25 protein-coding genes and 1 tRNA gene are annotated in these 25,202 nt (G+C 59.0%); 10 read left to right on the forward strand and 16 right to left on the reverse strand.

What is annotated here, in order from left to right; genetic code table 11:
- The first annotated feature begins 77 nt into the window (after positions 1–77).
- The 7 genes from tgt (at position 78) to AAAU26_RS08230 (ending at position 6,262) form a co-directional block, all read left to right on the forward strand.
- Positions 78–1,223, forward strand: a complete 1,146-nt coding sequence (gene tgt / locus AAAU26_RS08200; protein WP_227618497.1) for a tRNA guanosine(34) transglycosylase Tgt — start codon at positions 78–80, stop codon at positions 1,221–1,223.
- 72 nt (positions 1,224–1,295) lie between these two features.
- The gene (gene yajC, locus AAAU26_RS08205) at positions 1,296–1,604 is read left to right on the forward strand and encodes a preprotein translocase subunit YajC (RefSeq protein ID WP_149793373.1); all 309 of its coding nucleotides are present in this window, start codon (positions 1,296–1,298) and stop codon (positions 1,602–1,604) included.
- Positions 1,605–1,671: 67 nt separating this feature from the next.
- Positions 1,672–2,058 carry a TIGR04086 family membrane protein gene (locus AAAU26_RS08210; protein WP_227618498.1) on the forward strand — a complete coding sequence of 129 codons (387 nt, stop codon included), beginning with the start codon at positions 1,672–1,674 and terminating at the stop codon, positions 2,056–2,058.
- A 57-nt stretch (positions 2,059–2,115) separates the two neighbouring features.
- Complete coding sequence (locus AAAU26_RS08215; protein ID WP_227618499.1) at positions 2,116–2,868, forward strand: hypothetical protein; 753 nt, start codon at positions 2,116–2,118, stop codon at positions 2,866–2,868.
- Between the two features lie 83 nt (positions 2,869–2,951).
- Positions 2,952–4,364 carry a DNA repair protein RadA gene (radA, locus tag AAAU26_RS08220; RefSeq protein WP_149793376.1) on the forward strand — a complete coding sequence of 471 codons (1,413 nt, stop codon included), beginning with the start codon at positions 2,952–2,954 and terminating at the stop codon, positions 4,362–4,364.
- 18 nt (positions 4,365–4,382) lie between these two features.
- Positions 4,383–5,576 (forward strand): tyrosine-type recombinase/integrase, encoded by a 1,194-nt coding sequence (locus AAAU26_RS08225; RefSeq protein WP_227618500.1) that lies wholly within the window; start codon positions 4,383–4,385, stop codon positions 5,574–5,576.
- On the forward strand, positions 5,573–6,262 hold the full coding sequence (locus AAAU26_RS08230; protein ID WP_227618501.1) for a hypothetical protein: 690 nt from the start codon (positions 5,573–5,575) through the stop codon (positions 6,260–6,262). The genes AAAU26_RS08225 and AAAU26_RS08230 overlap by 4 nt, the downstream gene beginning before the upstream one ends.
- A 357-nt stretch (positions 6,263–6,619) precedes the next feature.
- Here AAAU26_RS08230 and AAAU26_RS08235 read toward each other — a convergent pair whose 3' ends face one another.
- From AAAU26_RS08235 to AAAU26_RS08260, 6 genes are all read right to left on the reverse strand, one after another.
- A complete protein-coding gene (locus tag AAAU26_RS08235; RefSeq protein ID WP_227618502.1) occupies positions 6,620–7,453 on the reverse strand; it encodes an N-acetylmuramoyl-L-alanine amidase family protein in 834 nt (277 codons plus the stop codon).
- 4 nt (positions 7,454–7,457) lie between these two features.
- Positions 7,458–9,869 carry an endonuclease MutS2 gene (locus AAAU26_RS08240; RefSeq protein WP_158394511.1) on the reverse strand — a complete coding sequence of 804 codons (2,412 nt, stop codon included), beginning with the start codon at positions 9,867–9,869 and terminating at the stop codon, positions 7,458–7,460.
- Between the two features lie 33 nt (positions 9,870–9,902).
- Positions 9,903–10,649: a DNA repair protein RecO gene (recO, locus tag AAAU26_RS08245; protein ID WP_158403080.1), complete on the reverse strand. Its 747-nt coding sequence runs from the start codon at positions 10,647–10,649 to the stop codon at positions 9,903–9,905.
- A 200-nt stretch (positions 10,650–10,849) separates the two neighbouring features.
- A complete protein-coding gene (gene era / locus AAAU26_RS08250) occupies positions 10,850–11,782 on the reverse strand; it encodes a GTPase Era (RefSeq protein ID WP_223387478.1) in 933 nt (310 codons plus the stop codon).
- 18 nt (positions 11,783–11,800) lie between these two features.
- Positions 11,801–12,292 carry an rRNA maturation RNase YbeY gene (gene ybeY / locus AAAU26_RS08255; RefSeq protein ID WP_149793381.1) on the reverse strand — a complete coding sequence of 164 codons (492 nt, stop codon included), beginning with the start codon at positions 12,290–12,292 and terminating at the stop codon, positions 11,801–11,803.
- A gap of 88 nt (positions 12,293–12,380) precedes the next feature.
- Positions 12,381–13,343 (reverse strand): PhoH family protein, encoded by a 963-nt coding sequence (locus AAAU26_RS08260; RefSeq protein WP_015564135.1) that lies wholly within the window; start codon positions 13,341–13,343, stop codon positions 12,381–12,383.
- A 309-nt stretch (positions 13,344–13,652) separates the two neighbouring features.
- Here AAAU26_RS08260 and AAAU26_RS08265 point away from each other — a divergent pair, with 309 nt between their 5' ends.
- Positions 13,653–13,862 carry a helix-turn-helix transcriptional regulator gene (locus AAAU26_RS08265; RefSeq protein WP_158394514.1) on the forward strand — a complete coding sequence of 70 codons (210 nt, stop codon included), beginning with the start codon at positions 13,653–13,655 and terminating at the stop codon, positions 13,860–13,862.
- Positions 13,863–13,942: 80 nt separating this feature from the next.
- Here AAAU26_RS08265 and AAAU26_RS08270 read toward each other — a convergent pair.
- Together AAAU26_RS08270 and AAAU26_RS08275 are read right to left on the reverse strand one after the other, a co-directional pair.
- Positions 13,943–14,018 (reverse strand) — tRNA-Thr (locus tag AAAU26_RS08270).
- A gap of 51 nt (positions 14,019–14,069) precedes the next feature.
- Positions 14,070–15,158, reverse strand: coding sequence for a hypothetical protein (locus AAAU26_RS08275; protein ID WP_227618503.1), 1,089 nt, complete (start codon positions 15,156–15,158; stop codon positions 14,070–14,072).
- 67 nt (positions 15,159–15,225) lie between these two features.
- Between AAAU26_RS08275 and AAAU26_RS08280 the strand changes: the two genes are divergently transcribed.
- Positions 15,226–15,513: a YabP/YqfC family sporulation protein gene (locus tag AAAU26_RS08280; RefSeq protein WP_227618504.1), complete on the forward strand. Its 288-nt coding sequence runs from the start codon at positions 15,226–15,228 to the stop codon at positions 15,511–15,513.
- 12 nt (positions 15,514–15,525) lie between these two features.
- Positions 15,526–16,671, forward strand: a complete 1,146-nt coding sequence (locus tag AAAU26_RS08285) for a sporulation protein YqfD (protein ID WP_227618505.1) — start codon at positions 15,526–15,528, stop codon at positions 16,669–16,671.
- A 65-nt stretch (positions 16,672–16,736) separates the two neighbouring features.
- On the opposite strand, the gene hslO is transcribed toward AAAU26_RS08285, so the two are convergent.
- The 8 genes from hslO to AAAU26_RS08325 all read right to left on the reverse strand — a co-directional run bounded on the left by hslO (position 16,737) and on the right by AAAU26_RS08325 (position 25,186).
- Positions 16,737–17,621, reverse strand: coding sequence for an Hsp33 family molecular chaperone HslO (gene hslO / locus AAAU26_RS08290; RefSeq protein WP_227618506.1), 885 nt, complete (start codon positions 17,619–17,621; stop codon positions 16,737–16,739).
- A 1-nt stretch (position 17,622) separates the two neighbouring features.
- The gene (locus AAAU26_RS08295) at positions 17,623–18,375 is read right to left on the reverse strand and encodes a class I SAM-dependent DNA methyltransferase (RefSeq protein ID WP_227618507.1); all 753 of its coding nucleotides are present in this window, start codon (positions 18,373–18,375) and stop codon (positions 17,623–17,625) included.
- 4 nt (positions 18,376–18,379) lie between these two features.
- Entirely contained in the window at positions 18,380–18,994 is a 615-nt protein-coding gene (yihA, locus tag AAAU26_RS08300; protein ID WP_217209044.1) for a ribosome biogenesis GTP-binding protein YihA/YsxC, read from the reverse strand.
- 18 nt (positions 18,995–19,012) lie between these two features.
- The gene (gene lon / locus AAAU26_RS08305; RefSeq protein ID WP_227618508.1) at positions 19,013–21,463 is read right to left on the reverse strand and encodes an endopeptidase La; all 2,451 of its coding nucleotides are present in this window, start codon (positions 21,461–21,463) and stop codon (positions 19,013–19,015) included.
- A gap of 118 nt (positions 21,464–21,581) precedes the next feature.
- Positions 21,582–22,121: a Gx transporter family protein gene (locus AAAU26_RS08310; RefSeq protein WP_149793435.1), complete on the reverse strand. Its 540-nt coding sequence runs from the start codon at positions 22,119–22,121 to the stop codon at positions 21,582–21,584.
- A gap of 25 nt (positions 22,122–22,146) precedes the next feature.
- Positions 22,147–24,042, reverse strand: coding sequence for an ABC-F family ATP-binding cassette domain-containing protein (locus AAAU26_RS08315; protein WP_227618509.1), 1,896 nt, complete (start codon positions 24,040–24,042; stop codon positions 22,147–22,149).
- A 51-nt stretch (positions 24,043–24,093) separates the two neighbouring features.
- The gene (locus AAAU26_RS08320) at positions 24,094–24,834 is read right to left on the reverse strand and encodes a YjjG family noncanonical pyrimidine nucleotidase (RefSeq protein ID WP_207675935.1); all 741 of its coding nucleotides are present in this window, start codon (positions 24,832–24,834) and stop codon (positions 24,094–24,096) included.
- A gap of 124 nt (positions 24,835–24,958) precedes the next feature.
- The gene (locus AAAU26_RS08325; protein ID WP_227618510.1) at positions 24,959–25,186 is read right to left on the reverse strand and encodes a hypothetical protein; all 228 of its coding nucleotides are present in this window, start codon (positions 25,184–25,186) and stop codon (positions 24,959–24,961) included.
- Between the last annotated feature and the right edge of the window lie 16 nt (positions 25,187–25,202).

Genomic DNA, 25,202 nt, shown 5'->3' on the forward strand with positions numbered 1-25,202 from the left:
TCTGTATCCGCAGCGAGAGCATACGCCCCCTGCGGCAGGATGCACGGCTGTTTTCCGTGCGCAGAAAGGAAAATATTATGCCTTCTTTGACGACCTACAAGCTGCTCAAGCAGGAGCACAACGCCCGGCGGGGCGAGTTCAAGACCATACACGGCACGGTGCAGACCCCCGCATTCCAGAATGTTGCCACCGCCGGCGCCATCAAGGGCGGCCTGTCTGCCCATGACCTGAAGGACATCGGTGCGCAGGTCATGCTCTGCAACACCTACCATCTGCATCTGCGTCCCGGCGACAAGCTGGTGGCAGAGATGGGCGGTCTGCACAAGTTTACCCGCTGGAACGGCCCCATCCTCACCGACAGCGGCGGATTTCAGGTGTTCAGCCTCGCAAAGCTGCGCAAGATCACCGAGGAGGGCGTGACCTTTGCCTCTCACCTCGACGGCCACCGCATCTTCATGGGTCCCGAGGAAAGTATGCAGATCCAGGCAAACCTTGGCTCTACCATCGCCATGGCCTTTGATGAGTGCGTCGAGAACCCCGCCCAGCACGATTACTCCAAAGCCAGCTGCGAGCGCACCACCCGCTGGCTCAAGCGCTGCAAGGATGAGATGGCCCGCCTGAAGCATGAAGGCATCTCCGTCAACCCCGACCAGCTGCTCTTCGGCATCAATCAGGGCTGCACCTTCGCCGACCTGCGCGTGGAGCACATGAAGCAGATCGCCGACCTGGACTTGGACGGCTACGCCATCGGCGGCCTCGCTGTGGGTGAGCCCACTGAGGTGATGTACGAGATGATCAGCGCGGTCGAGCCCTATATGCCCAAGGATAAGATCCGTTACCTGATGGGCGTAGGCACTCCCGGCAACATCATCGAGGCCGTCTCCCGCGGCGTGGACCTCTTCGATTGCGTCATGCCCAGCCGCAATGCCCGCCACGGCCACCTGAACACCTGGGGCGGCATCATCAACATCAAGAACGCCAAGTACGAGCGTGACGAGCGCCCCATCGACCCCGCCTGCGGCTGCCCGGCCTGCCGGAACTACTCCCGCGCCTATATCCGCCACCTGTTCAAGGCAGAGGAACTGCTGGGTATGCGTCTGGCCGTCATGCATAACCTCTGGTTCTACAATCACCTAATGGAGCGCATCCGCGATGAGCTGGATGCAGGCACCTTTACCGCCTTCCATGACCGATATGTCAAGCTGCTCGACACACGAATTTGAGATTTAGCCTTGAAACATGCCGGATAAGCGCGTATAATAAGGTCATATGAATTTGAGAGGAGATTTTGCCCCATGCAATTTCTGACTACGACCGAAAGCTACATCAGCCTTTTCTTTACTCTGGCTCTGATGCTGGTGATGCTCTACTTCATGATCTACCGTCCCCAGAAGAAGCAGGAGAAGAAGGACGCTGCAATGCGCTCTTCTCTGGAGATCGGCGATCAGGTCACCACCATCGGCGGCGTCATCGGCCGTGTGGTCGCCATCAAGGACGACACCTTTGTGCTGGAGACTGGCGCTGACCGTGTGAAGATCCGCTTCACCAAGAACGCCATCAGCTCTGTCGAGAAGCTGAACATGGACAACGCCCCCAAGAAGTAATAATTTTCCGGATTCGTGCTTTGAACGCGTCTCCCTGCATACAGTAGGTGCAGGGAGGCGCGTTTTTATGTCTGATACCAAGAAATTCCCGGCGATAGGGCTGCTGGTCGTTTTGGGAGTGGGCAGTGCGGCAGCAGCCGTGAGCCTGGCAGGGTTCGGCTGGCTGATGGTCAAACAGGGCCTGACGCAGGAAGCCGCTGCTCCGCTGGCCACGGCGGCAGTCTGTCTCGGCAGCTTTCTCAGCGGTCTGCTGATGGCCATTCTGCAAAAGGGCAAAGGGCTCGTCTGGGGTGCAGCGGAAGGAGCACTCTTTGCAGGGCTGCTTTTTATTCTGGGTACACTGTACCAGAGCGAGTGGGAAACGATGCAGTTCGTCCGGGCAGGGCTTGTCCTGCTGATAGGGGTTCTGGGTGGGATCCTCGGAATGCTGCGCGCGGAGCGAAAGCGGCGCTGAATGCTCAGTCCACGCTACAGCGGCCATACACAACAAAAGCAGGAGGGAAAAAGCACGATGTGGGTCTATCAGGAAACGAAAACAAATGCAGCGGCGCTTGTGCCGACGCTGCCGGAAGATACAGCGGGCGAGTCTCTGGCAGAAAAAGAAGCCATGACGCCTGTCTCCGAGCCGTTGGCGGAGATTCCGCCTCAGAAAGCTCCCCGGCGGAAGCCCTTCCAGGCCAGCCGGGACTGCATCCTGCTTGCGGCAGCCTATCTCTTCGGTACGCTGATGGCGGGCGTCCTGCAGGCACTGTGCGATTCTGAGGAGATGGAGACGCTGGCCTATTATCTGGACTGCTGGCGCGGAGTGTTCGCGGCGTCCAGTACAGCACAGGCGGTGGGACTGTTCGGGGCAGAGCTGGCTGTCGTCCTCGGGGCGGCGGCAGTGTTTCTTCTGCTGGGGCTCTCGGCAGTGGGGCCGCTGCCTATCTTTCTGTTTGCGATGTTATACGGGACAGGCTCCGGCCTGCTCTCGGCGCAGCTTCTGAATAACCTCGGGGCAAAACAGCTCGTTCTCTTTTTGCTCACCGCCAGCCTGCCGACCGCGCTGGCGACGGGTGCGCTCTGTTTGTTCGGTGCCTCGGCTCTGCAGGTCAGCAGCCGAATCCATGCGTTCTCTTTCGGTAGAGGGGATAAGGGAAGCCATCCGGCAGGAGCACGGCTCCTGGTGGGGCAATTCGCCTTACTGGCGGTCTGTCTCTGCCCGCTCTGCGGTGCGGCCACCGGCCTTGCATGTCTTGCAAATCGTCTGATGCAGGCCAGATAAGCGCCCGGCTTTCTTGCGGCCTCGGGCCGGATGTGGTATGATAGAGAAAATGATTTTCATGAAATGAAAACAGGGAGTCCAGAATGAAAGAACCGAAGCTGAAAACCGTATACGTCTGCTCCAACTGTGGAGAGACAAGCCCCCGCTGGATGGGCCGCTGCCCCAGCTGCGGCAGTTGGAACACCATGAATGAGGATGTGGTCGCCGAAGCGCCCAAGGCCGGGCTTTCCGGCGGCAAAGCCGCTGCGCCTGTCCGGCAGGAGGGCGTCACCTCGCTGACGGCAAGGCGTCTGGCCGACATCAGCACGACCGAGGAAAAGAGCCGCATCCTGACGGGCATTTCCGAGCTTGACCGCGTTTTAGGCGGCGGCATCGTGTTGGGCGGCGTCGTACTGCTGAGCGGTGAGCCGGGCGTGGGCAAATCTACGATGCTTTTGCAGCTCTGCGGTGCCATCTCCAACCAGCACACGGTGCTGTATATCACGGGCGAAGAGTCCGTCCGTCAGGTCAAGCTGCGTGCGGCCCGCCTGAAAGTCCCGCAGGATAACATCTATCTGGCGGCAGAAAACGACGTAGACGAGATCTGCGGCCTCATCGAGAAAGAAAAGCCGGAACTGGTCGTCATCGACTCCATCCAGACCATGCGGTGTATGGACATCTCGTCTTCGTCCGGCACGGTCAGTCAGGTGAAAGAGAGTGCGGCCCGCCTGCTGGCCGTCGCTAAAAAACAGGAGATCCCGATGTTTATCGTGGGCCATGTCAACAAGGACGGCGCTATCGCAGGCCCGAAGGTCATGGAGCACATCGTGGATACGGTTCTTTACTTTGAGGGAGACAAAATGCTGCCATACCGCATTCTGCGTGCGGCTAAGAACCGCTATGGCTCCACCAACGAGCTTGGTATGTTTGATATGACAGGGCAGGGCCTTGAGGAAATCGAAAATCCGTCCCAGATGCTCCTGGAAGGCCGTCCGCTGGGCGTTTCCGGGAACTGCGTCGCCTGTACCATGGAAGGCAGCCGCCCCATTCTGAGCGAGATACAGGCCCTTGCGACCAAGACGAATTTCCCGGCACCCCGGCGGGCCTGCAGCGGCTATGACTACAACCGCATGAACCTGCTCATCGCCGTGCTGGAAAAGCGTGCAGGTTATTTCTTCGGCAATCTGGACGTGTATATTAACATCGTCAGCGGCATCACCCTGCGGGATACCGCCTGCGACCTTGCCGTCTGTCTGAGCATGGTGTCGTCGCTTCTGGACTGCCCCGTGAGCGATAAGCTCATTGCCATCGGTGAGGTCGGCCTTGGCGGCGAGGTGCGCAGTGTACCGAATCTGGAGCAGCGTCTGCGGGAAGCGGAACGTATCGGCTTTGAGCGTGCCGTCGTACCAAAGCACAGCCTTGCACATCTGAACGCCGCCGATTATCCCGGCATGAAGCTTGTCGGTGCCGCCTATATCTCGGACGCCATCCATGCCCTGAAATCCGACCGTCTGTGACCATAAAAAGAGGAAACTATGTCGATTTATCTGGACGAGAAAAATCCCGAAAAACATAAGCCTTTTGATGATGCCTCGCCGGACATCGTCGCGTATGTGCGCTATCTGGAAGTCATCGCAGGCAAAAGCCCCAACACGGCCTTCAGCTATTACTGCGACCTACGCAATTTCAGCCGCTTTATGAAGCGCCGGCGCGGCCTTGTAACAGACGATACCGAAATAAAGGACATCGACCCCAAGGGGCTCGATACGGCTTTCTGGGGCAGTGTGACCAAGGAAGACGTTTATGAGTATCTGTACTTTCTGAACAGCGAGTGCGGCAACAAAAAGTCTTCGACGGCCCGGCGGCTGGCAAGTCTCCACGGCTTTTATGATTATCTGGTCAATCAGGTAGATTTGCTCAAAGAGAATCCGACGGCATCCATCAAGCCACCCAAGCAGGATAAAGTCCTTCCCAAGTACCTGACGGCAGAGCAATCCATGGACCTTCTGGAAAGCACCCAGACCCAGAGCGATTTCCTGGAGCGGGATTACTGCATGGTCGTGCTGTTTCTGAACTGCGGGATGCGTCTTTCGGAGCTTGTCGGCATGGACCTCGGCGACATCGACATGGAACAGCGGCAGATCCGTTTGTTTGGCAAAGGCCATAAAGAGCGGATGGTCTACCTGAATGATGCCTGCAAGGAGGCATTGCAGATTTATCTGAACAAGCGCAACACGATGGAGGGTCTGAACCCCAAAGAGAGAGCTGTCTTTATCACCCGGCGGCGCAAGGAGCGAATCTCAAACCGCAGGGTAGAGCAGCTGGTCACCGGCGCCATGAAAGCAGCGGGTCTGCGCGGTTTTTCCACCCATAAGCTCCGCCATACTGCCGCGACGCTGATGTATCAGACTGGCAACGTGGATATTCTGACCCTCAAACAGCTTCTGGGCCACAGCAGCGTCGGCACGACACAAATTTATACACACCTGCAGGAATTTCAGGTGCGTGCAGCGATTGAGCAGAATCCGCTGGGTGAAGTTAAGAAGGCAAGCTTGGATACAACGTCAAAGAAGACAGGGGAGAGCAAGGGAGAATTTGCCGATTCTCCGTCGGATGAGCCTGAAAATGATGCACCGGACGGCCCGATGGAAGCCTTTGAGGATGCCGCACAGGAGGGTTTCCGGGTGGATGTGTCGAGCCTTGCCGATATGGAGAACACCGACAAATGATGACATGGGTACAAACGCAGAAGCTTCGGCGTGATGAGGCCTCGCTGATGACAGAATGGCAGACACGCTGGGCGCAGTCTGCCTGTTTTAATGCCGACGGTGTTGTGGACTATGAGCGCTGGTCAGCACTTCCGGACAGAAAACATATCGTTGTACTGTTAAAAGAAACGAATGGGCTGCACGGCAGCCTCGTGGAGTTTCTTTATCATGGAGGCAGCAAAACCTACTACAGGACGTGGAATAATGTCGCACGCTGGGCAAATATGATTTTGAACGGTACATACTGGAAATTTGTTCCAAAATCTTCGCTGGACGATATGGTGCGGAATATCGCTGTGGTAAACCTGAAAAAGTGTCCGGGCGGTGCCATCGCAAGCTCAAAAGCGGTACGGCAGGCCGCCCGGCAAGATGCGGACCTGTTAAAGTGTCAGATACAGCTTTATGAGCCGGATATTATCCTGACCGGCGGCTGGGGGCTGGTATCGAACATTTTACATGATGAGATATTTGCAGATGATGCTGAATGGATCAGACCCCATGAAGAGACTGCATTGTGGTATTACAAAAGCAGTTTGGTCTGCACAGGTAAAGAAACGCTTGTTGTAAGTATGCCGCACCCGAATCGAGCGGCAAAGAACTGGACATTAGAGTTAGAAAAGGTTTTACGAGCAACCGGACGATTGTAAAACAAAAAAGCTGACCAAACATACAAAGCAATGCATTCAAATAACACAACTGTACAAAACGCGAAAAAACGGCCCAGCCAGCCCAAAAGGCTCAGAAACCGCCGGAAAGGCCCGAAATTCGGAAAAGAGGGCTTTTTCACTCCCCTATATTTCGTATAACCTGCATTATACGAAATATTATGAAAATCAAAAACAGAGGCCCCCTTCTCCTGCGTTCCGTCATCGGTGCAGGTTTTGGGAGCCTCTGCTGTTCTTTTATATCATTTCGTTTGGGACGCGTGGATCGCCTGCCAAGCAGGCATCATAAAATACAGCTGGACAAGACCGCTTTCATGCGAGCGTCCATTGCATCAGACTTTACAGCGGTGTATCCAGCGGCTGTGTTCCGAAGTACGCGCAGATCGCTTCATAGTAAGCGCGCGCCACTGTCTTACAGCCTTCTTCGCTACCAAACTGTGCAACGTCCTCTTCGCTGGTCACAAAGCACTGTTCTGCCAGAACCGCCGGACAGTTTACATCTTCCAACAAGGTAAAGCTTCGCTCGTCCCTTACTTCGGTATGGGTGCTCTCTACAAGCTGCTTTACCTCGCCCCGATAATAAATGTACCGGATGCCGCCGTGGCCGCGGAGCTTTGCGCCTGCGGCCTGCATTCCCTGCGCCAGCTGCTGCGCGAAGTAATAGCTCTCCTGATGCCATGTACGGCCCGGAACGGACGGATAACACTCAAAGCCTGCAGCGGTAGATCCTTCCGGCGCGGAGTTGCCGTGGATGGACAGCAGCAGCTGCGGGCTCTGGGCATTGATGGCCTCTGCCCGCTCGCTGGGCTTTGCGGTGACATCATAGCTTTCACGGGAGCGCAGCGGGATGTAATTAGGGTCGGCCTCCAGCAGCGCAAGCAGAGCCTCGGAGGTCTGGGCCGTCATCTCTTTTTCTTCGACGACTCCCCTTGCGCCCGGGTCGCTCCCGCCGTGGCCGGCATCAATGCAGACCCGGTAGGGCGGGTCGCCCACCACAGGCCGGAAAGGTTCTTCCCCGCTCTCATTTTGCCCGGAGCCGAACAGCGCTGCTTTCCAAAGGAAAAATGCTGCACTGAAGCAGACGACGCACACCAAAAGGCCGATGACCGTCGCAGTGGACGGGCCGCACTGTTTTCTCCGGCGTGCGTGTCTTGGATTTGAACGTCCTGCCATCGGCTTACTTCAGCTCGACGACGGTCACGCCGCTCTCGCCCTCGCCGTAACGGCCCAGACGGAAGCTCTTGACCATTCGGTTTCCCCGCAGATGCTTATGGATCGCAGTGCGCAGTGCGCCGGTACCATTGCCGTGGATGAGATATACCACAGTCTGGCCGTTCAAAATCGCACGGTCGATGAAGGAATCCACCTCCGGCAGCGCCTCGTCTACGGTAAGACCCAGCAGGTTGCATTCCATCTTTGCCGTGCGCTGCACGCGCTCTACCCTGCCATTGGGCCGGTTAGCATCGCCGGTCAGGCGGGAGTAACGCTGCTGTGCCTTGGTCTGAGGCTTCGTCTCCTTGACCAGCTTTTCCGGCTGCTTGAGGCCTTTGAGCGGCACTTTCGTCTTGATGATGCCGGCCCGTACGAGAACATCGCCGTTTTTATCCGGCAGAGAGAGTACGGTAGCCAGCTGGTTCAGTTCTGCGATGCAGACCTCCTGCCCTACCTTGACTTCCTTCAGCGAAACGAACTCCTTGACCGGATTGTGTACCACTTCAGTCCCCATAAAGAGCTTTTCGGACTCTTTCTTGGCGATTTCACGGGCGCGCTGGGCCTTCTGCTGGGTGCTCATCCGCTCGTCTTTCTGGATCTGGCGCAGCTCATCCGTCAGAGCGTAAGCCTTGCTCTCGACCTCCTGCGCCAGTGCGCGGGCCTTGGCGCGGGCAGCTTCCAGCTCATTCTCGCCCTGCTGGATAAGCTCATCGCGCTTCTGACGGGCTGCATCCAGCTGGTGGGCGGCCTCGTTTTTCAGGCCTTCCACCTCGTCCTGACTGGCTTTGAGCTGGAGCTTCAAATCATCCAGCTGGCCCAGAACGGCGTCCAGACGCTTGTCTTCTGCGGACAGATGCTGCTGTGCAGCCTCAATGACCCGCTCCGGGATACCGAGCTTTTCGCTGATAAGGAAAGCGTTGGACTTGCCCGGAACGCCGACGCTGAGCTTATAGGTGGGGCGCAGCGTCTCCAAATCGAACTCGCAGCTGGCGTTGACGACGCCCTTTGTCTCGAGAGCGAACACCTTCAATTCTGCATAGTGCGTTGTGGCCATCAGGAGCACACCGCGGCGGCGCAGCTCTTCGATGATGGCAACAGCCAGTGCCGCACCCTCCGCCGGGTCGGTACCAGCGCCAAGCTCATCCAGAAGCACCAGCGTGTGGGGCATGGCAAGCTCAAGGATGCCGGTGATCTTCTTCATATGACCGGAAAAGGTGGACAGGCTCTGCTCGATGCTCTGCTCATCGCCGATGTCCACGAGGAATTCGTCGAAGACACAGATCTCACTGCGCTCATCCGCCGGGATGAGGAAGCCGCACTGTGCCATCGCGCAAAGCAGACCGGCCGTTTTCAGAGTGACGGTCTTACCGCCGGTGTTGGGGCCAGTGATGATGAGCGAATCATATTCCCTGCCCAGCGAAATATCGACAGGAACGCACTTCTTTGCGTCGATGAGCGGATGACGCGCCCGGATGAGCGAGAACGACGTATCCGTCCGGACAGTGGGTTTGAACGCCTTCATATCCAGTGCAAGGCGGGCTTTTGCAAGCAGGACGTCGATTTCCAGCATGGCCTTATAGCTGTACTGGAACTGCGGCTCAATGGCTGCGACCTGACCGGTAAATGCTACCAGGATACGCTCGATCTCCTGGGCTTCCTGTGCGCGGTACTGAAGGATGCGTGCGTTTGCCTCCACAACAGCCTGAGGCTCGACGAAGACGGTCGCACCGGTAGACGAGACGTCATGGATGATACCGCTCACCTCTCCGCGATACTCGCTTTTGACAGGAACGACATACCGGCCATTTCGGATGGAGACGACGCTCTCCTGTAAGTACTTGGAGGTGTCCATATTCCGGACCATGCTTTCCAGACGGTCGCGGATGCTGTTTTCAGTCGCACGAATCTTCTTGCGCAGGTCGTTCAGGGTGTGCGATGCCGTATCTGCCATCGCATCCGGTGCAAGGATGGCACTCGAAATTTGCTGCTCAAGGCCCGGCTGAGGAGCCAGCGCATAGAATAAGTCGTCCGTCGGAAGTGCATCGTGTTCCGAAGAGCCATACCAGCTGACGAGGTTTTGAAAGTTGCGAAGCGCACCGGCCACCATCAGCAGTTCACCCATTGAAAGGACACCGCCCTTGACGGCGCGGGCGGCCAGCTGACTGACGCCCTCTACTCCACCGAAGCGGGGCGAGCCGTTCTTGATGAGCAGTGAATTGATAGCATCGGTCTGTTCCAGCGCATACCGCACTTCATCGGGGTCGCACTGAGGCTCAATGGCAAGGAGCTTTTCGCGGGACTCTTTGCACACACAGCCCTCCGCCGCCCGGGCAATGATCTTGTCCAGTTCCAGCGTTTTCAAATAACTTGTTTCCATAGTAATTCCTTATATCAAATCGATTTCAAATGGTTATGGCAGGACGGATCTCAAAAAGGCGTAGCTTTTCAACGGCTTGTCCAGATGGGTCAGCGCATATTGCTCTGCTGCTGTAGAGAGTTTCGCCAGACTGCCGACGGAAATACGGAAGCCGAATATCTTTTTATCTTCTACCAGACAGATATGCCGCAGCGCAAACAGCGCCCCGGCGTCCAGATTGCACTTTTTCCCCGCCTTTTGGGCGCAGGATTCGCAGAGCAGACAGCCCTCCGCCGGGTCGAGATAAAAGGCAGGGCCGTCGTAGGTGCCGCAGTCGCGGCAGTAGACCAGCTGCGGCAGAAAACCGCACTCACTCATGGTGCGCAGCTCAAATACAGCCTTGATGACCCGGAGGTCGGCCTTTTTCTCGCTTATCATGTAAAAGCAATTCAGGAGAAGCCTCAGTTCTTTTGCGGCTTCGTCTCCTGTGGGCGAAAGCGCCGAGGCCATTTCCGCCATATACATGGCAAGGCTCATCCCTTCGATGGAGGACGAGATGCCATGGAAGACGTTTTTGACATCCGCCTCTCGCACTGTATACATATTCCGTCCGGGGACAAGCACGAACTCCGAGTAACAAAAAAGCCCGCAGGCGCTGAACAGTTTGCTTTTCAGCCGCAGGCTGCTCTGCGCAGAGGCCGAGATGACTCCCAGCCCCGGCGTCAGAAGCGTGATGATCCGGTCTGATTCTTTATACCGGGTCTCTTTCAGGACAAGGCCCGGGGTCACAATGGTATCCATCTGTTTTTTCTCCTGCCGGGGCGGTGAGCCGCTGCTGAGCGAGCTGCCGCCTGTAGTCCAGATAACACAGAATATCACCGGTGCAGGCAAACGTCTGCCAGCTGAGTTCCACATCCATCGGACAACGCTCCTTTCCTTAAGGTATAGTGTCACCTCTATGGTACTGCGCTATCCCCGGGAAATCTGTCCTGTTATGAGGCTCAGCGGTTGGGCTGCTGCTTAAAGCCGAAATTGTTGAGCATGAACTCGTTATCGCGCCAGTCGGCTTTGACCTTCACCCAGCACTGTAAGTTGACGCGGCAACCGAGGAATTCCTCGCAGTCGGTGCGGGCTGCACTGGCGATCTTCTTCAGCATCGCGCCGCCCTTGCCGATGACCATGCCCTTGTGGCTCTCCCGCTCACAGTAGATGTTCACGTCGATGTCCACGAGGTCGGTGCCGGGGCGCTCCTTAAAGCGCTCGACCACGACCGCAATGCCGTGCGGGATCTCGTCCCGCATATAGAGCAGAGCCTTTTCGCGAATAACTTCCGCTACAAGCTCCTTCTCAGGCATATCGGTGTAGGCATCATCGTCAAAATAATGTGGGCCTTCCACGGCATAGCGGCTCAGGGCGTCGAACAGTTCCTCGCAGTGGTCATTATCGCGGACACTGACGGTATAGACATCATCAAAGACGCCCAGGGCCTTCAGCTCCGCCTTGCGGGCCTCGAGGTCCGCCGGGTCCTTGACGAGGTCGGTCTTGTTGATGACCGCGATGGCCGGGCCGCCCTTTTTCAGAGCCTCGACCAGAACCATCTCCGATTCATTCAGCGCGCCGTAGGGCTCGAACAGCATCATGGACACATCGACGTCAGCAATGGAGTCGCTGGCCGTCTTGTCCATCCGTTTGCCCAGCTTATTGTGGGGCTTATGCACGCCGGGGGTATCCAGCAGAACGTACTGCAAAGGCCCCCGGGTGATGACGCCAGTAATACGGGTACGGGTGGTCTGGGGCTTGGAGGTGACGATAGCCACCTTCTCCCCCACCAGCAGATTCGTCAGGCTGGACTTGCCCACGTTTGGGCGGCCAATGACCGCCACGAACACAGAGGATGTATCATAATGGCCCTGGATCGGTGTTTCGTTTTTCAAAATAGAACTCCTGTCTTTTTATTCCGTGTAGCTCACCGTGCGGGGCAAACCCAGCTGGATGAGGACAGCTTCTTCCTTCTCACGCATCCGCATGGCTTCCAGACCACCGTTCTCGTGGTCATAGCCCAGCAGATGGAGCATGGAGTGGACCGTCAGGAAAGCGACCTCTCTCTGCAGCGGATGGCCGTAGAGAGTCGCCTGCTCCTGTGCGCGTTCCATGCTGATGACGATGTCGCCCAGCATCTTGCAGCCGTTGTTCTCGTCCACGTCATAGACGCCGTTCTCCCCCAGAGGGAAGCTCAAAACATCCGTGGGCATCGGCTTGTTGCGGTACTGGTTGTTCAGCTCAGCAATGGCTGCGTTGTCCACGAAGGTCACGCTGATCTCCGCCGGGTCGTCAAAATGCTCATATTCCAGCACAGCGTTGCAGGCGCGGCGGATGAGGATGCGAAGGCCCGAGGGGACCTTGATCGCTTTCTGCGAGTTGGTGATCAAAACTTTATTGGACATAAATCGTCCGCTCCTTTCGTTTCTACATTCTTACATTCTATTGAGCGAATACCCCGATTTCTGTGGTATGCCGCCGGAGTTGTTTTTTTCAGTGTTTAGCCGGGTGGGCAGCGGCCTCGTAGGCTTTGATGATCTCCTGCACCAGACGGTGGCGCACCACATCTTTTTCAGTGAAGTAGCACTGCGCGATGCCGTTCACGCCCTTGAGGACCTGAAGTGCATCCACAAGGCCGCTGCGGGTGCGGTCGGGCAGGTCGATCTGAGTGACGTCGCCGGTAACGACCACTTTAGAGCCGACGCCCATACGGGTGAGGAACATCTTCATCTGCTCCGGGGTGGTGTTCTGCGCTTCGTCGAGGATGATGAAGGAATCGTCCAGCGTCCGACCGCGCATATAGGCCAGCGGTGCAACCTCGATGATCTGCTTTTCCACGAGACGCTCATAGGTCTCTGCGCCCAGCATATCGAACAGGCCGTCGTACAGAGGCCGCAGATAGGGGTCTACCTTCTGCTGCAGGTCACCCGGCAGAAAGCCCAACTTCTCGCCTGCCTCCACCGCCGGGCGGGTCAGCACGATGCGGGAAACATCTTTGGCCTTGAACGCTTTGACAGCCATGGCCACAGCAAGGTAGGTCTTGCCGGTACCCGCCGGGCCGACACCAAAGGTGATGGCGTTGTTCCGGATGGAGTTGAGGTACTCTTTCTGACCCAGGGTCTTGGGACGGATGGGCCGGCCTTTGACCGTCACCGTCACGAAATCTTCGGTCAGCTCCCGGACGCGCTTTTCCTCACCGTCATGCGCAAGGCTCAGGCAGTAGCGCACCGTCTGGTCTTCCAGCGGTGTATGGTTCTCGATAAGGAGAAGCATCCCCTCCACAGCACGGGCCGCAGCTGCAACATTGGCCGGTTCGCCCGAAATGCGCAGCATCGTACCGCGGCACACCGCCGTTACCGAAAATTCTTTCTCCAGCATACGGATGTTCCGGTCACAGTTCCCGAATACGGCGGCTGCGATCTCTACGCTGTCTAATTCAATGCTCTTTTCTGCCATGCGGCTCCTCCTGAATGTCACTAGATTCTGCCTCTATTGTACCACCAAAACAGCGCGAAGAAAACTATGAAAATTGCACAAAATTTTTCAACCGCATATGGCGGTTTGGCAGAACACTCGAAACCTGCTCTATCAGCCTTTTCAAAGCCGTCTCTGGGGCAGCTGTTTCGATTGCATTTTGATATTTTTGTGGCCCGCGCAACACATATTGAGAGGATTCTTGTCATTTCACTATAAAAATGGTATAAATTTGATAATGAGTTCCTATTTCGAGTATTTTCTTTTTATGATTGGTTCGAGGTGAAACATATGTCCAAACCCACACGCGCTTCCATTATCATCCGTGAGGGCCGGAAGCGTGCCGGGCTCACGCAGCAGGAGCTTGCAGATAAGCTTGGCATTACAACGGGTGCAGTCAGCAATTATGAAAACGGCGTAAGCTTCCCCAAAGCAGAGATAGCCTTCGGACTTTGCGACATCCTCGATATAACACCTCGCGAATTATTTGAGAGTGAGTGAGATTGAGAACGCTCGGCGTCCCAGCCAAACAAAAATCCCCGAAAAGCCAGGCGCGAAGCCACTTTTCGGGGATTTCACTTTGGAGCTACTGATCCGATTCGAACGGACGACCTGCTCATTACGAGTGAGCTGCTCTACCGGCTGAGCCACAGTAGCACATTGCGATCTCTGCAACGTGTGATATTTTACCATAAAAGCCGGGAGCTGTCAAGATTGATTCGCAACTTTATCCCTCTGTGTTTGATTTAGCTCCTTTGCAAGGACGCGGCTCAGCTCACAGACCACAAAGCAGCAGCCGAGAAACACCAGCAGCGCACAGTCGGGCGGGAGGCGGCGCATCGTGGTCACGCGGCCGCACAGGCTGCTGAACGTCTCCTGCGCCCGCTGAGGAAGCAGAAGATAGAATATCAGCAGCGAAAGCGGCAGATGGAGCAGCCGGGCGCGGTAGAGCTGGCGGAGGGTCATCTCGGGCGGGCAGATGGTCCGCACCTGCATCAGAACAGAAAGCCCCTGCACGCTCAGCGCCGCGCAGCACAGCATACTGGCGAACCGGCCGCTTTTCGCAGCCAGGTCACAGCCGGAGCAGACCTCTAAAAGCATCGCGCAGAAAACGCCTGCACCGGAGGGCAGCACTTTCCCCGCTCCTGCGGCCAGCATCCGGAAAAACAGGACGAAGCCGCAGAGCTTGAGGTAGGTCTGGGACGCCTGCGCGATGATGCCGTCCAGCCGGAGAGGCTGCGAAGCGGTCGGGACAGCGGGGTGCGCCATTGACCCAAGCGTCCTTCCCAGCCGCGCCAGAAGCGCGGCGGACAGATAGCCCGCCGCCACCTGTGCAAGGAACAGCAGGACGCCCAGCTCTGCACTGCCCAGCATGGACTGCCCGACAGCCAGTATCACAAAGGACGGGCCGGAACAGACACAGGCCGGAAGGAGCGCATCGGCCTCCCGCGCGGTGAGCTGCCCGGAGCGGACGGCCTCGGCGGCGGCACTTGCTGCGGGGGCAAAGCCGCCCAGAGAGCCGATGAGCAGCACCCGCCCAGCCGCCGGAGCGCGGACCCCGATGAGCCTTGCAACTGGGCAGAAGGGCAGCCCCAGCACATCCGCCGCCGGGCATTGGATAAGCAGCGTGGACACGATGAGGAACGGGAACAGCGACAGCAGCAGCGGGCCGCCGCAGAGTGCCAGCCCCTCCCGCAATGCCTGTGCGCAGGCATCCGGCGCGGCAAACGGCAGCAGACCCGCGGCCAGCGCCATCAAAAAATACCCCACGCCCCGGATTTTCTCTTTCTGAATCATACGCGCACCCTCCATTTCCATATATATGTGGTAATTGGCAGCGGTTTGCATGGCGGGAGGGAGCAGCGTGGGAAGGAAACGAAAGCAAACGCATCCCCTGCGCGGCTGGTTCCGGCGGATGTTCCGTCAGCCGCCCGGGGACTTCTACGGACGGGCTTCGGTCTACCTGAGCGGCAGAAGGATGGAGATCGAGCAGTTCCGGCGCATCCGCTCCTACGAAGAAGGCAAGCTCTGTCTCGAGCTGGGGCGCGGCACTCTGACGGTCTACGGCGACGATTTGAAGATAGAGACACTCTCCGCCCGGAGGCTCACCCTGCGGGGGCAGATTCTGCGGACCGATTTTTCAAAGGAATAGGAGCTTTCTACCATGGAATGGATTCAGCTCTGGGCGGGCATCACCTTTGCGGCGCAGAACGGTGATGTCGAAGGTCTGCTGACTGCTGCGGCCGCAGGCGGGCTGCACCTCTTCGACATCGTTCCCCGGCCCGGCGGGTTCTCGGCCCGGTGCGCCGCATGGCATTATCGGAAACTGGCCGCTCTGGCCCGCAGACGGCGGGTGCGGCTGCGCATCCAAAAACGGCGGGGTCTTTTCTTTTGCATCCGTCCCCTTCTCCGGCGGCGGGGGCTCTGGGCCGGATGCCTTGTCTTTCTTCCTCTGCTGCTCTGGCTGCAGGGCTTTGTCTGGTTCGTCGAACCGGTGGGCCTGACGCCCGGCCAGCAGGCGCGGGCCGCCGTCGTCCTGTGGGAGGCAGGGCTTTTCCCGGGAAATGCCGTCACACAGGAAAAGCTCACCGCCGGAGAATACGCCCTGCTCCAGAGCGGTGAGTTTTCCTGGGCCAGCCTCAACTTTATGAAGGGAAAGCTGGTGGCGGAAGCGGCTGCGGCTAAACCGGTGCCGGACATCGCTGCCGGGACGCTCCACGGCCTCCGGGCCAGGGTATCCGGCACGGTCGTTCGCACCAACCTCGTCAGCGGGACGATGCTCGTCGTCCCCGGCCAGGCCGTAGAAGCCGGTCAGGGCCTCATCGGGACAGCCCGCGCCGAACGGGACGGAACGCTTATCTTTCAGCCTGCGGCGGGCAGCGTCCGGGCGCAGTTCGAGTGGGAAAACGAGCAGGATACTGCCCTCCTGCTGCCCATTGAACAGCTCACAGGGCAGCAGGCCGTGCATCGGACGCTGTTCTGGGACGGTCATGCTATCGCTCTACCCTCCCTGCATCCTGCTCCAGGCAAGGCAGAGGCCGAAGCCGTCGTCCGACACTACCAGCCAGAAGTCTTCGAACATCCCGTTCCGATTTTTATCGAAGAAACGACATATTATTATAAAGTCTCCACCGATTTGGAGCGGACCGAAGAGCAGGCTCTGGCCCTTGCAAGGCTGCAAAGTAAACAAGCTTTACAGCAGAATTGGGCCGATTTTGAACTTCTGGCCCGCAAAGAGGACTTCTCCGTCGAAGAAAGCACCCTCCACTACCGGGTCGTCTACACCATCACCGCCGACATCTGCAAATGAAAACGCCGCACAGCCCCGAGCACATCTGCTCCGGCCATGCGGCGATTTGTGATTATGGATTTTTGTTACTTCTCTTCCGGGGTTGTCTCGGCCAGAAGCTCGTCCAGGTCGAACTCATACTTCGTGTGACAGAAGTGGCAGACCACCTCACACTTCGGGTCTTCGTCCCGGAGCTTTACCAGCTCTTTGCGGCCAAGGCTGAGAAGCATATCCTTCGTGCGCCCCTTGCTGCAGTCGCACTGATACTTCACCTCGCGGGTATCGAGGACCTGCGGGTCAAAGCCCGCCATTGCCAGCTCCATCATATCCTGCGGGGTCTTCCCTGCCCGGAGCATCTCGGTGACGGAAGGCATGGCGGCGATGTTCTGCTCCAGACGGGTGATCTCGGCATCGGTCGCGCCCGGCAGGAGCTGCAGCAGATAGCCGCCGGCGCAGGCGATGGACAGGTCCTTGTCCACCAGAACGCCCAGCGCACACACGGTGGGGATCTGCTCGCTGTAGGCGTAGTAGCTGGTGATGTCCTCGGCGATCTCACCGGACACCAGCGGCACCTGACCCACCGTCGGCTCCTTCTGGAGCTTGTTGTCCCGGATGACGGTCAGAACGCCGTCTTTGCCGACTGCGCCGCCCACGTCCAGATGGCCGTTCTCCTTTGCGGGAAGCTCGACCAGCGGGTGGTCGATGCAGCCTTTGACGTTGCCGTGTGCGTCGGTGCAGGCGATGACGACGCCAGCCGGGCCGCCGCCGGACACGCGCAGGGTGATGGAGTCGCCATCATCCTTGAGCATCGCACCCATCAGGGAGACACCGGTGAGCAGACGGCCAAGGGCTGCGCTGCAGGTGGCGCTGGTGGTATGCAGCTTTTCTGCCGTGCGGACGATCTCAGTGGAGTCCACGCCGCAGAACACGACACCGCCGTTTTCAGAAATGCCGCGGATAAGATTCGACATATTATTTATCCTCCAGTTGGGTATACTGTTTGACTGCGCAGAAGAAATAGCGCTCGCTCTCGTCGGTCAGAGGGCCAAAGCTCTCGCCGTCGCAGACACTTTCCAGCGCAAAGCCATGCTTTTCCAGAGCGGCGCGGATGGTGTCGAGGTCGTAGGTGTACTCGTAGAACTGCTCGTGGAAGTGCTCCCCCGTCTCGCGGTAGTCGATGTCCACGCTGATCTCCACCCGGCGGTCGGCGGCACTGTAATGGTTGCGCCAGACGCAGGAGGCGTCCTCTTCTTCAAACGTAAAGACATTTTCGCCCAGCACGTTCTGGTGCTTATAGGGCGTGTTCATATCGAACAGGAGCACACCGCCTTTTTCCATAAAGAAACCGGCGTTGGCGATGGCTTTGTCCAGGTCCGGGATGTGGTTGAAGGTGTCGAAGGTGGACACTGCACCCCGGATGGTGCCGTAGAGGTCGAGCTTGAGCAGGTCCTGCCGCAAAAGAAGCAGGCCGCTGGAAAGGCCCAGCTGCTCAGCCTTGTCCCGGACGACGCAGAGCATCTCCTCCGACTGGTCGATGCCGATCATATCGTAGCCCGCCTGCGTGAGCATCAGGGTCAGCTCTCCTGTCCCGCAGCCCAGGTCTGCGAGGATGCCGTCATGGATGCCGTGGGCTTCCAGCTCTTTTTTGATGTGGGCATACAGGGCCTCGTAGTCGGCCTCGCCGTTGAACTCATCGTAAAAATAAGCAAATTCGTTGTAAGCCATTGCGTTACTCCGCGTCCTCTGCGTTTGCCTCGTACTCGGCGGCGACGGCTGCGTTCAGCACAGCCTGCAGCTCCGGGATGCCGTAGCCGCTCTCGCCGCTGGTCAGCACCACCTTCTGGCAGCCGTAGGGCAGGCAGAGCTTTTCGAACTCCTCCTGCGTCTGGGCCAGCTGGCTCTTCTTGAGCTTGTCGGCCTTGGTCAGGGCCACGACGAAGGGAATGTTGTGGTAGTGGAGATAATGCAGCATCTGGATGTCGTCGGCGCTGGGGGCGTGACGGCAGTCGATGAGCTGGACCAGCAGGGTGTGGTGACGCTGAGCCTCGAAGTAGCTGTTGATGAGGTCGTCCCAGCGCTCACGGTCGGCGTTGCTCACCTTGGCATAGCCGTAGCCGGGCAGGTCCACGAAGTAGCAGTCATCCACCGCGTAGAAGTTGATGGTAGCCGTCTTGCCCGGCGTGCTGGACACGCGGGCGAGATTCTTGCGGTTGCAGAGCTTATTGATGAGGCTGGATTTGCCCACGTTGGAGCGGCCAGAGAAGCTCAGCTCCGGGCGGTCACTCTCGGGCAGCTGGCTGGAAATGCCGTAGCTTGCAATGAAATCCGCTTTGTTATAGTTCATAGCTTCGCTCCTTTCGTCTCAGCAGACCGTGCCCGGCTGCGGCTTTTCAGCGGTCTGCGGCAGGGCCGCAGCCTCAGCGGGCTTTACCTTCCTGGTGCGGGGGTGGCCCGCAGACACCGTCTTGGGCTTGAGGAGGGCTGCGGCGAGGACCTGCGACAGGTTGGACATGGGCAGGAACTCGATGTTCTTCTTGACCTCGTCGTCCACCTCGTACAGATCGGACACGTTGTCCTTCGGGATGAGGACGGTCTTCATCCCCTCGCGGTAAGCGGCCATGCTCTTCTCGCGGAGGCCGCCGATGGGAAGCACATTGCCGTGGAGGGTGATCTCGCCGGTCATGGCCACATCGCCCCGCACCGGGATGCCGGACAGGCAGGAGATGAGGGCCGTGGTCAGGGTGACGCCGGCAGAGGGGCCGTCTTTGGGGACTGCACCCTCCGGGGCGTGGATGTGCAGGTCGCACTTCTTGAGGCGCTCGGAGTCGATGCCGTACTCTGCGGCATGGACGCGGGCATAGGTGATGGCCAGCTGGGCGCTCTCCTTCATCACGTCGCCCAGAGAACCGGTGACGGTGATCTTGCCGCTGCCGTTGTCGATGACCTGCACCTCGATGGGCAGGGTCTCGCCGCCGATGCTGGTCCATGCCAAACCGTTGGCGATGCCGATGGCGTTGGTGCGGTTGAGGAACTCGGGCTTGACCATGCGGGGTCCCAGCAGCTTTTCGAGGCCGGTGCCGGTGACGGAGACATTCTCCGCCTCGCCGGAAGCAATTTTCCGGGCGCACTTGCGCAGGACGCTGGTGATGGTGCGCTCCAGATTGCGGACGCCGGCCTCGCGGGTGTAGCCGTCGATGATGCCGTAGAGGGCGCTCTGGGAGAAGGTGACCTTGCCGGTCAGGCCGCAGGCGTCCAGCTGCTTGGGGACCAGATGCTTCCGGGCGATGTTGTACTTTTCCACCCGGGTGTAGCTGGGCAGCTCGATGACATCCATGCGGTCGCGCAGCGGGCCGGGGATGGCGCTGAGGTCGTTGGCCGTGGTGATGAAGAGCACATGGCTCAAATCAAACGGCATATCGATGAAATGGTCGTTGAAGGTGCTGTTCTGCTCGGGGTCGAGGGCTTCCAGCAGAGCGGCCGCCGGGTCGCCCCGGAAGTCGCCTGCCAGCTTGTCGATCTCGTCCAGAAGCATCAGGGGGTTCGAGCTCTTGGCAGAGATCATGGCGTTGATGATCTTGCCGGGCATCGCGCCGATGTAGGTGCGGCGGTGGCCGCGGATCTCGGCCTCATCCCGCACGCCGCCGAGGCTGATGCGGACATACTTGCGGTTCAGGCTCTCGGCGATGGAGCGGGCGATGCTGGTCTTGCCGACACCCGGAGGGCCGACGAGGCAGATGATCTGGCCCTTCACATCAGGGGCCAGCTTGCGGACGGCCAGCACCTCGAGGATGCGGTCCTTGACCTTCTTCAGGCCGTAGTGGTCCCGGTCCAGCACGCGCTGGGCCTTGGCGATGTCCAGATCGTCCTCGGTGAAGGTGTTCCAGGGCAGGTCGAGGCAGGTGTCCAGATAGGTGCGGATGACCGTGCCTTCCTGATTGCTGCTCTGCATTTTGGAGAGGCGGTCCACCTCTTTGAGAAGCTTCTTTTCCCGATCCTCGTCCAGATGGAGAGCTGTGATCTTCCGGCGGTACTCCTCGGCCTCGGCGGTGGTATCGTCGTCCTCGCCCAGCTCCTCGCTGATCATATGGAGCTGCTCGTGGAGGTAGTAGTCGCGCTGGTTCTTGTCCATCGCCTCGTCTACCTTCTGGGCGATCTCCTTATCGATCTCGAGCATCCGGCGCTCCCGGTGCATCTTCTCGATGAGCAGATGCAGACGGCCCATCAGGGTGCCTTCGTCCAGAATGGCCTGTTTATCCTCGAAGCGGAACAGGAGGTTGGCCGGGATGTACTCGGACAGGAAGGCGGCGTCGGTGCTGGTAGTGATAGCAAACACCACGTCCTTGCCGATGTGGGGGTTCAGAGCCAGCAGGTCGTCAAAGCTCTTTTTGACGTTGCGGACGAGGACGTCCGCCTCCGGCAGCTCCTCGGGCTTCGCCATCTTGACCGGGGCCGGGCGGACGGTGGCCAGCAGGAAGCTGCCGTCGTCCTCCATCTCGGAGAGTTTGGCGCGGTATTTGCCTTCGACCAGGATGCGGACGAGGTCGTCCGACACCCGCATCACCTGCTTGACCTCGGCCACGACGCCGTAAGTATAGAGGTCGGCGGCCTTGGGGTCTTCGACCTTCATCTCTTTCTGTGCCACGAGGAAGACGTCAGAGTTGTTGCTGACGGCCCACTCCACGGCGGCGATGCTCTTCTCGCGGCCCACCTCGAAGTGGAGCAGATTGTTGGGGAAGACCACCAGCCCGCGCAGGGCGATGGCCGGAAGGTGGAGGACGCTCCGCTCCACCTTGACCGTAACTTTTTCAGACATAGTACAAAACCTCCCAGCCGTCCCTCGGATGCGAGTCATCCATAAGGACGGCTTTTTTGTAGGGTCATATCAAATCTATCATTTTATTATAGCGAAAAATGTTTGCAGATGCAACTGTTCAGCGCTTTTCCCGGGTGTTGTAGCCCAGTCTGCCCAGTGCGGGCAGGATGGCCCGGAGGGTCAGCGACGTGAGGGCGCCCATGACAAGGCCCAGCACCAGCATCACCGGCGCATAGTACAGCGACATGGCCGAGGACAGGATGAGCCCCGCGCCAAGCAGCTGGCCGATGTTGTGGGACAGTGCGCCGCAGACCGACAGGATGAACCATGTGGGTCGGAACGGGAGCTTATAGTAGAGCACCCACATCACCAGCAGGGACAGCAGTCCGCCGCAGAGCGAGAGGAAGCCTGCCGTCCAGCCGGAGACGAGAAAGACGAACAGCGCCTTGAGCAGGTCGAGATAGAGCGCCTGCCGCGCCCCCATGAAGAACAGTGCATACATCACCACGATATTCGCAAGGCCCAGCTTCATGCCCGGCGCAAGGCCCGGGATGACCAGTGTGCCTTCGATGAAGGAAAGAGCCATCGCCAGCGCGAACAGCAGGCCGGAAAGTGCGATCTCGTGTGTTTTCTTTGGGTCATGGTTTCGGTTTGCCATCGGCTCTCCCCCTTTGCTGCATCGGTCATTCTTCACCGCCGGCGGTCTGCTCGTACTGTTCCTGCTCTTCGACAGCGGCTTCCCATGCGGCGAAAAGCTCGTCCTGATGGAAGCGCAGGTCGCTGAGCTCGTCGCTCTTTTCCCGCAAAAGCTGGGGGTCGTTGTAGACTTCCGGCGAGTTTATCTCGTTTTCCAGCTCCACTTCGCGGGCGCCGCAGGCTTCCATCTCGTCCTCGCAGGCTTTGATCTTAGCGCGCAGCTCGGCCCGGCGGCGGCGCTGCTCTTTGCCGTAGCCCGCCTTGGCGGGTTCGCTGCTCTTCTCGGCCACGGGGGCGGGAGCGGCGCGGCCCATCAGGGCGTCATAGCTGGGGTAGATGACCGCCTTGCCGTCCTCGAGGTAGAGGATGGGGCAGGCCAGACTGTTCATCAGGTGGCGGTCATGGGTGACGAGGAGCAGCGTGCCAGTGTAGGCCATCAGCGCCTCGGTCAGGTTCTCGCGGGTGTAGATGTCCAGATGGTTGGTAGGCTCGTCCAGGAACAGCAGGTTCGGGCGTTCCAGCACGATCTCTGCAAAGCGCAGTCGGGCCAGCTCGCCGCCGGACAGGGCCTCGCAGGGCTTGAAGACCGTCTCGCCCCGGAAGCCCAGCTTTGCCAGATGGCTTCGGACTTCCAGCTCGGTCATCCGGGGGTACTTGTTCCAGATGACGTCGATGACGCGGCCCGCGCCGATGCGGTTCTGCTGCTGGGCAAAGATGCTGGGCCGTGCGCCGGTGCCAAGGCGCACCATGCCGCCGGAGGGGCGGCGCTTGCCGTCCAGCACCTGCATCAGGGTAGATTTGCCTGCGCCGTTGGGGCCGGCGATGATGAGCCGCTGGCCGCGGCAGACCGTATAGGTGAAGGGCTCCAGCAGGGTGCGGTCGCCGATCTTAATGGTCAGGTTCTTGAGCAGCACCAGCTCATTCCACGGCTCCACGTCGTATTCGAAGCGGAACTTGAGCTGGTTGGTCTCGTCCTGAGGGGCCTCGGTGATCTCCAGCTTTTCCAGCTGCCTGCGGCGGCTCTGGGCCATCTTGGTGGTGGAGGCGCGGACGAGGTTGCGGTCGATGTAGTCCTGTAATTTTTCGGCCAGCGCCACGTCGGCGTCGTGCTGCTTCTGGCGCAGGGCGTCGGCGGCTTCCTTCTGAGGCAGATAGGCCGAGAAGTTGCCCTTATAGGTGGTCATGGTCTGGAACGAGACTTCCCAGATTTTGGTACAGACGTTGTCGAGGAAATAGCGGTCGTGGCTGACCACCAGAACGGCACCGGAGTAGCCCTTGAGGTAGTTTTCCAGCCACTCCATGGTGGCGAAGTCCAGATGGTTCGTGGGCTCGTCCAGAATGAGGACGTCCGGCTTCTCGAGGAGGAGCTTGGCCAGACGGAGACGGGTCAGCTCACCGCCGGAGAGGACGCCCATGTTCTTGCTCCAGGTATCCTGCGCAAAGCCCATGCCGGACAGCACCTTCTTGATGTTGACGTCCATGTTGTAGCCGTCGGCGGCGTCGATGATGTTCTGCAGTTCGTCGTGCTTTTCGAGAAGGGCGGCGTCGTCGGGAGAGGCCGCCATCTTCTTTTCCAAGATCTGCATCTGGGCCATGGCGTCCAGCACAGGGGCGAAGGAAGAGCGCATCTCCCCGTAAATATCCAGCGTGACATCGAGCTTTGCGTTCTGCTCCAGATAGCCCAGCGTCACGCCGTGGGTCACGCTGAACTCGCCGTCATAGTCGGTGTAGACGCCGGTCAGAATTTTGAGCAGGGTCGTCTTGCCTGCGCCGTTCTGGCCCACGATGCCGATGCGGTCTTCTTTTTCCACGCTGGCGCTCACGTCGTGCAGGACGACTTTCTCGCCAAAGCTCTTTCCGAGTTTTTCCAAATGAATCAGCATATCGTTCTTCCGTGTTCTTTTCCAGTAGGGTGGATAGGGACATTCCCGCCGTTACAGCTGATGACGGCGGTGCTTGAGGCCGAGGTTCGCCAGCTCTTCCGGCTCCATCACCAGCGGGTAGAGCTCTTCCAGCGAGGCGATCTCGTAGGTGGGGCTCACCTTGCCCGGGTTCTCGGCGTGGCCGGGGTTGAACCAGCAGGTGTCGAGGCCCGCGTTCACGCCGCCCTGAATGTCGCTGGTGAGGCTGTCGCCCACCACCAGGACGTGCTCCCGGTTCTCCACGCCCAGAGCGCGGAGGGCGGAGTCGAAGATGCGGCGGCTGGGCTTCTCGCTGTCCAGCTTCTCGGAGACGAAGACGTCCTCAAGGTAGGCCCCGATGCCGGATTCTGCCACCCGGCGGCTCTGCACCTTCTCGAAGCCGTTGGTCACGATGGCCAGCGTCGCCACCTCGGAAAGCTCCCCGAGGACGTCCAGCACATTGGGGGTCATCAGGTCAGGGTGGGAGGACAGGTGGTCGAGGTAGCAGCGGTTCATCTCCACGCCGTCACCGGCTGCGTTGATGGCCTTGAGGAAGCGGGTGAAGCGCTCCCCCATCAGCTTGTCGCGGCGTATCTGGCCCTTTTCCAGCTGACGCCAGAGCTCCGAGTTGATGTCCCGGTAGGTCTGCACCGTCCCGGCGTCCGGCTCGATGCCGTATTCCACCAGCGTCTCAGCCAGCGCCTTGTTCTCGGCGGCGTCAAAGTCCAGAAGCGTATTGTCTGCATCGAAGAGGATGCAATAATATTTTGCCATGTTTCTTTCCCTTCTCTATCATTTTTCGAGCCGCCTGCCGCCTTGAGCGGGCGCGGCTGCGATGCGGTTTGAGAACAGCGAGAAGCCAGCCCCGCCCGGCAGAGCTGGCTTCTCATATTTTTTATCATTCCAACGTCATTTCATAGGCTTCGTCGTCGGACTGGTCCGGCAGGTTCCCGCTGCACTTACAGCGCGACGTGCAGGCGCACTCTTTTGCGATGCACTTTGCCATCTGCTCCTCCGTCACGCCGTTCTCGAAGTTTTCCCAATCCATGTCGTAGTAGTCCACGCTGCCGTCGGTCACATCTTCTGCGCCGGGCAGGCCGAGGACTCGCATTTCTTCACGGAACATCCGCTCGCCTCCTCTC

Origin of the sequence: Faecalibacterium longum, from assembly GCF_040094125.1 — a bacterium.
Lineage (GTDB): Bacteria > Bacillota > Clostridia > Oscillospirales > Ruminococcaceae > Faecalibacterium > Faecalibacterium longum.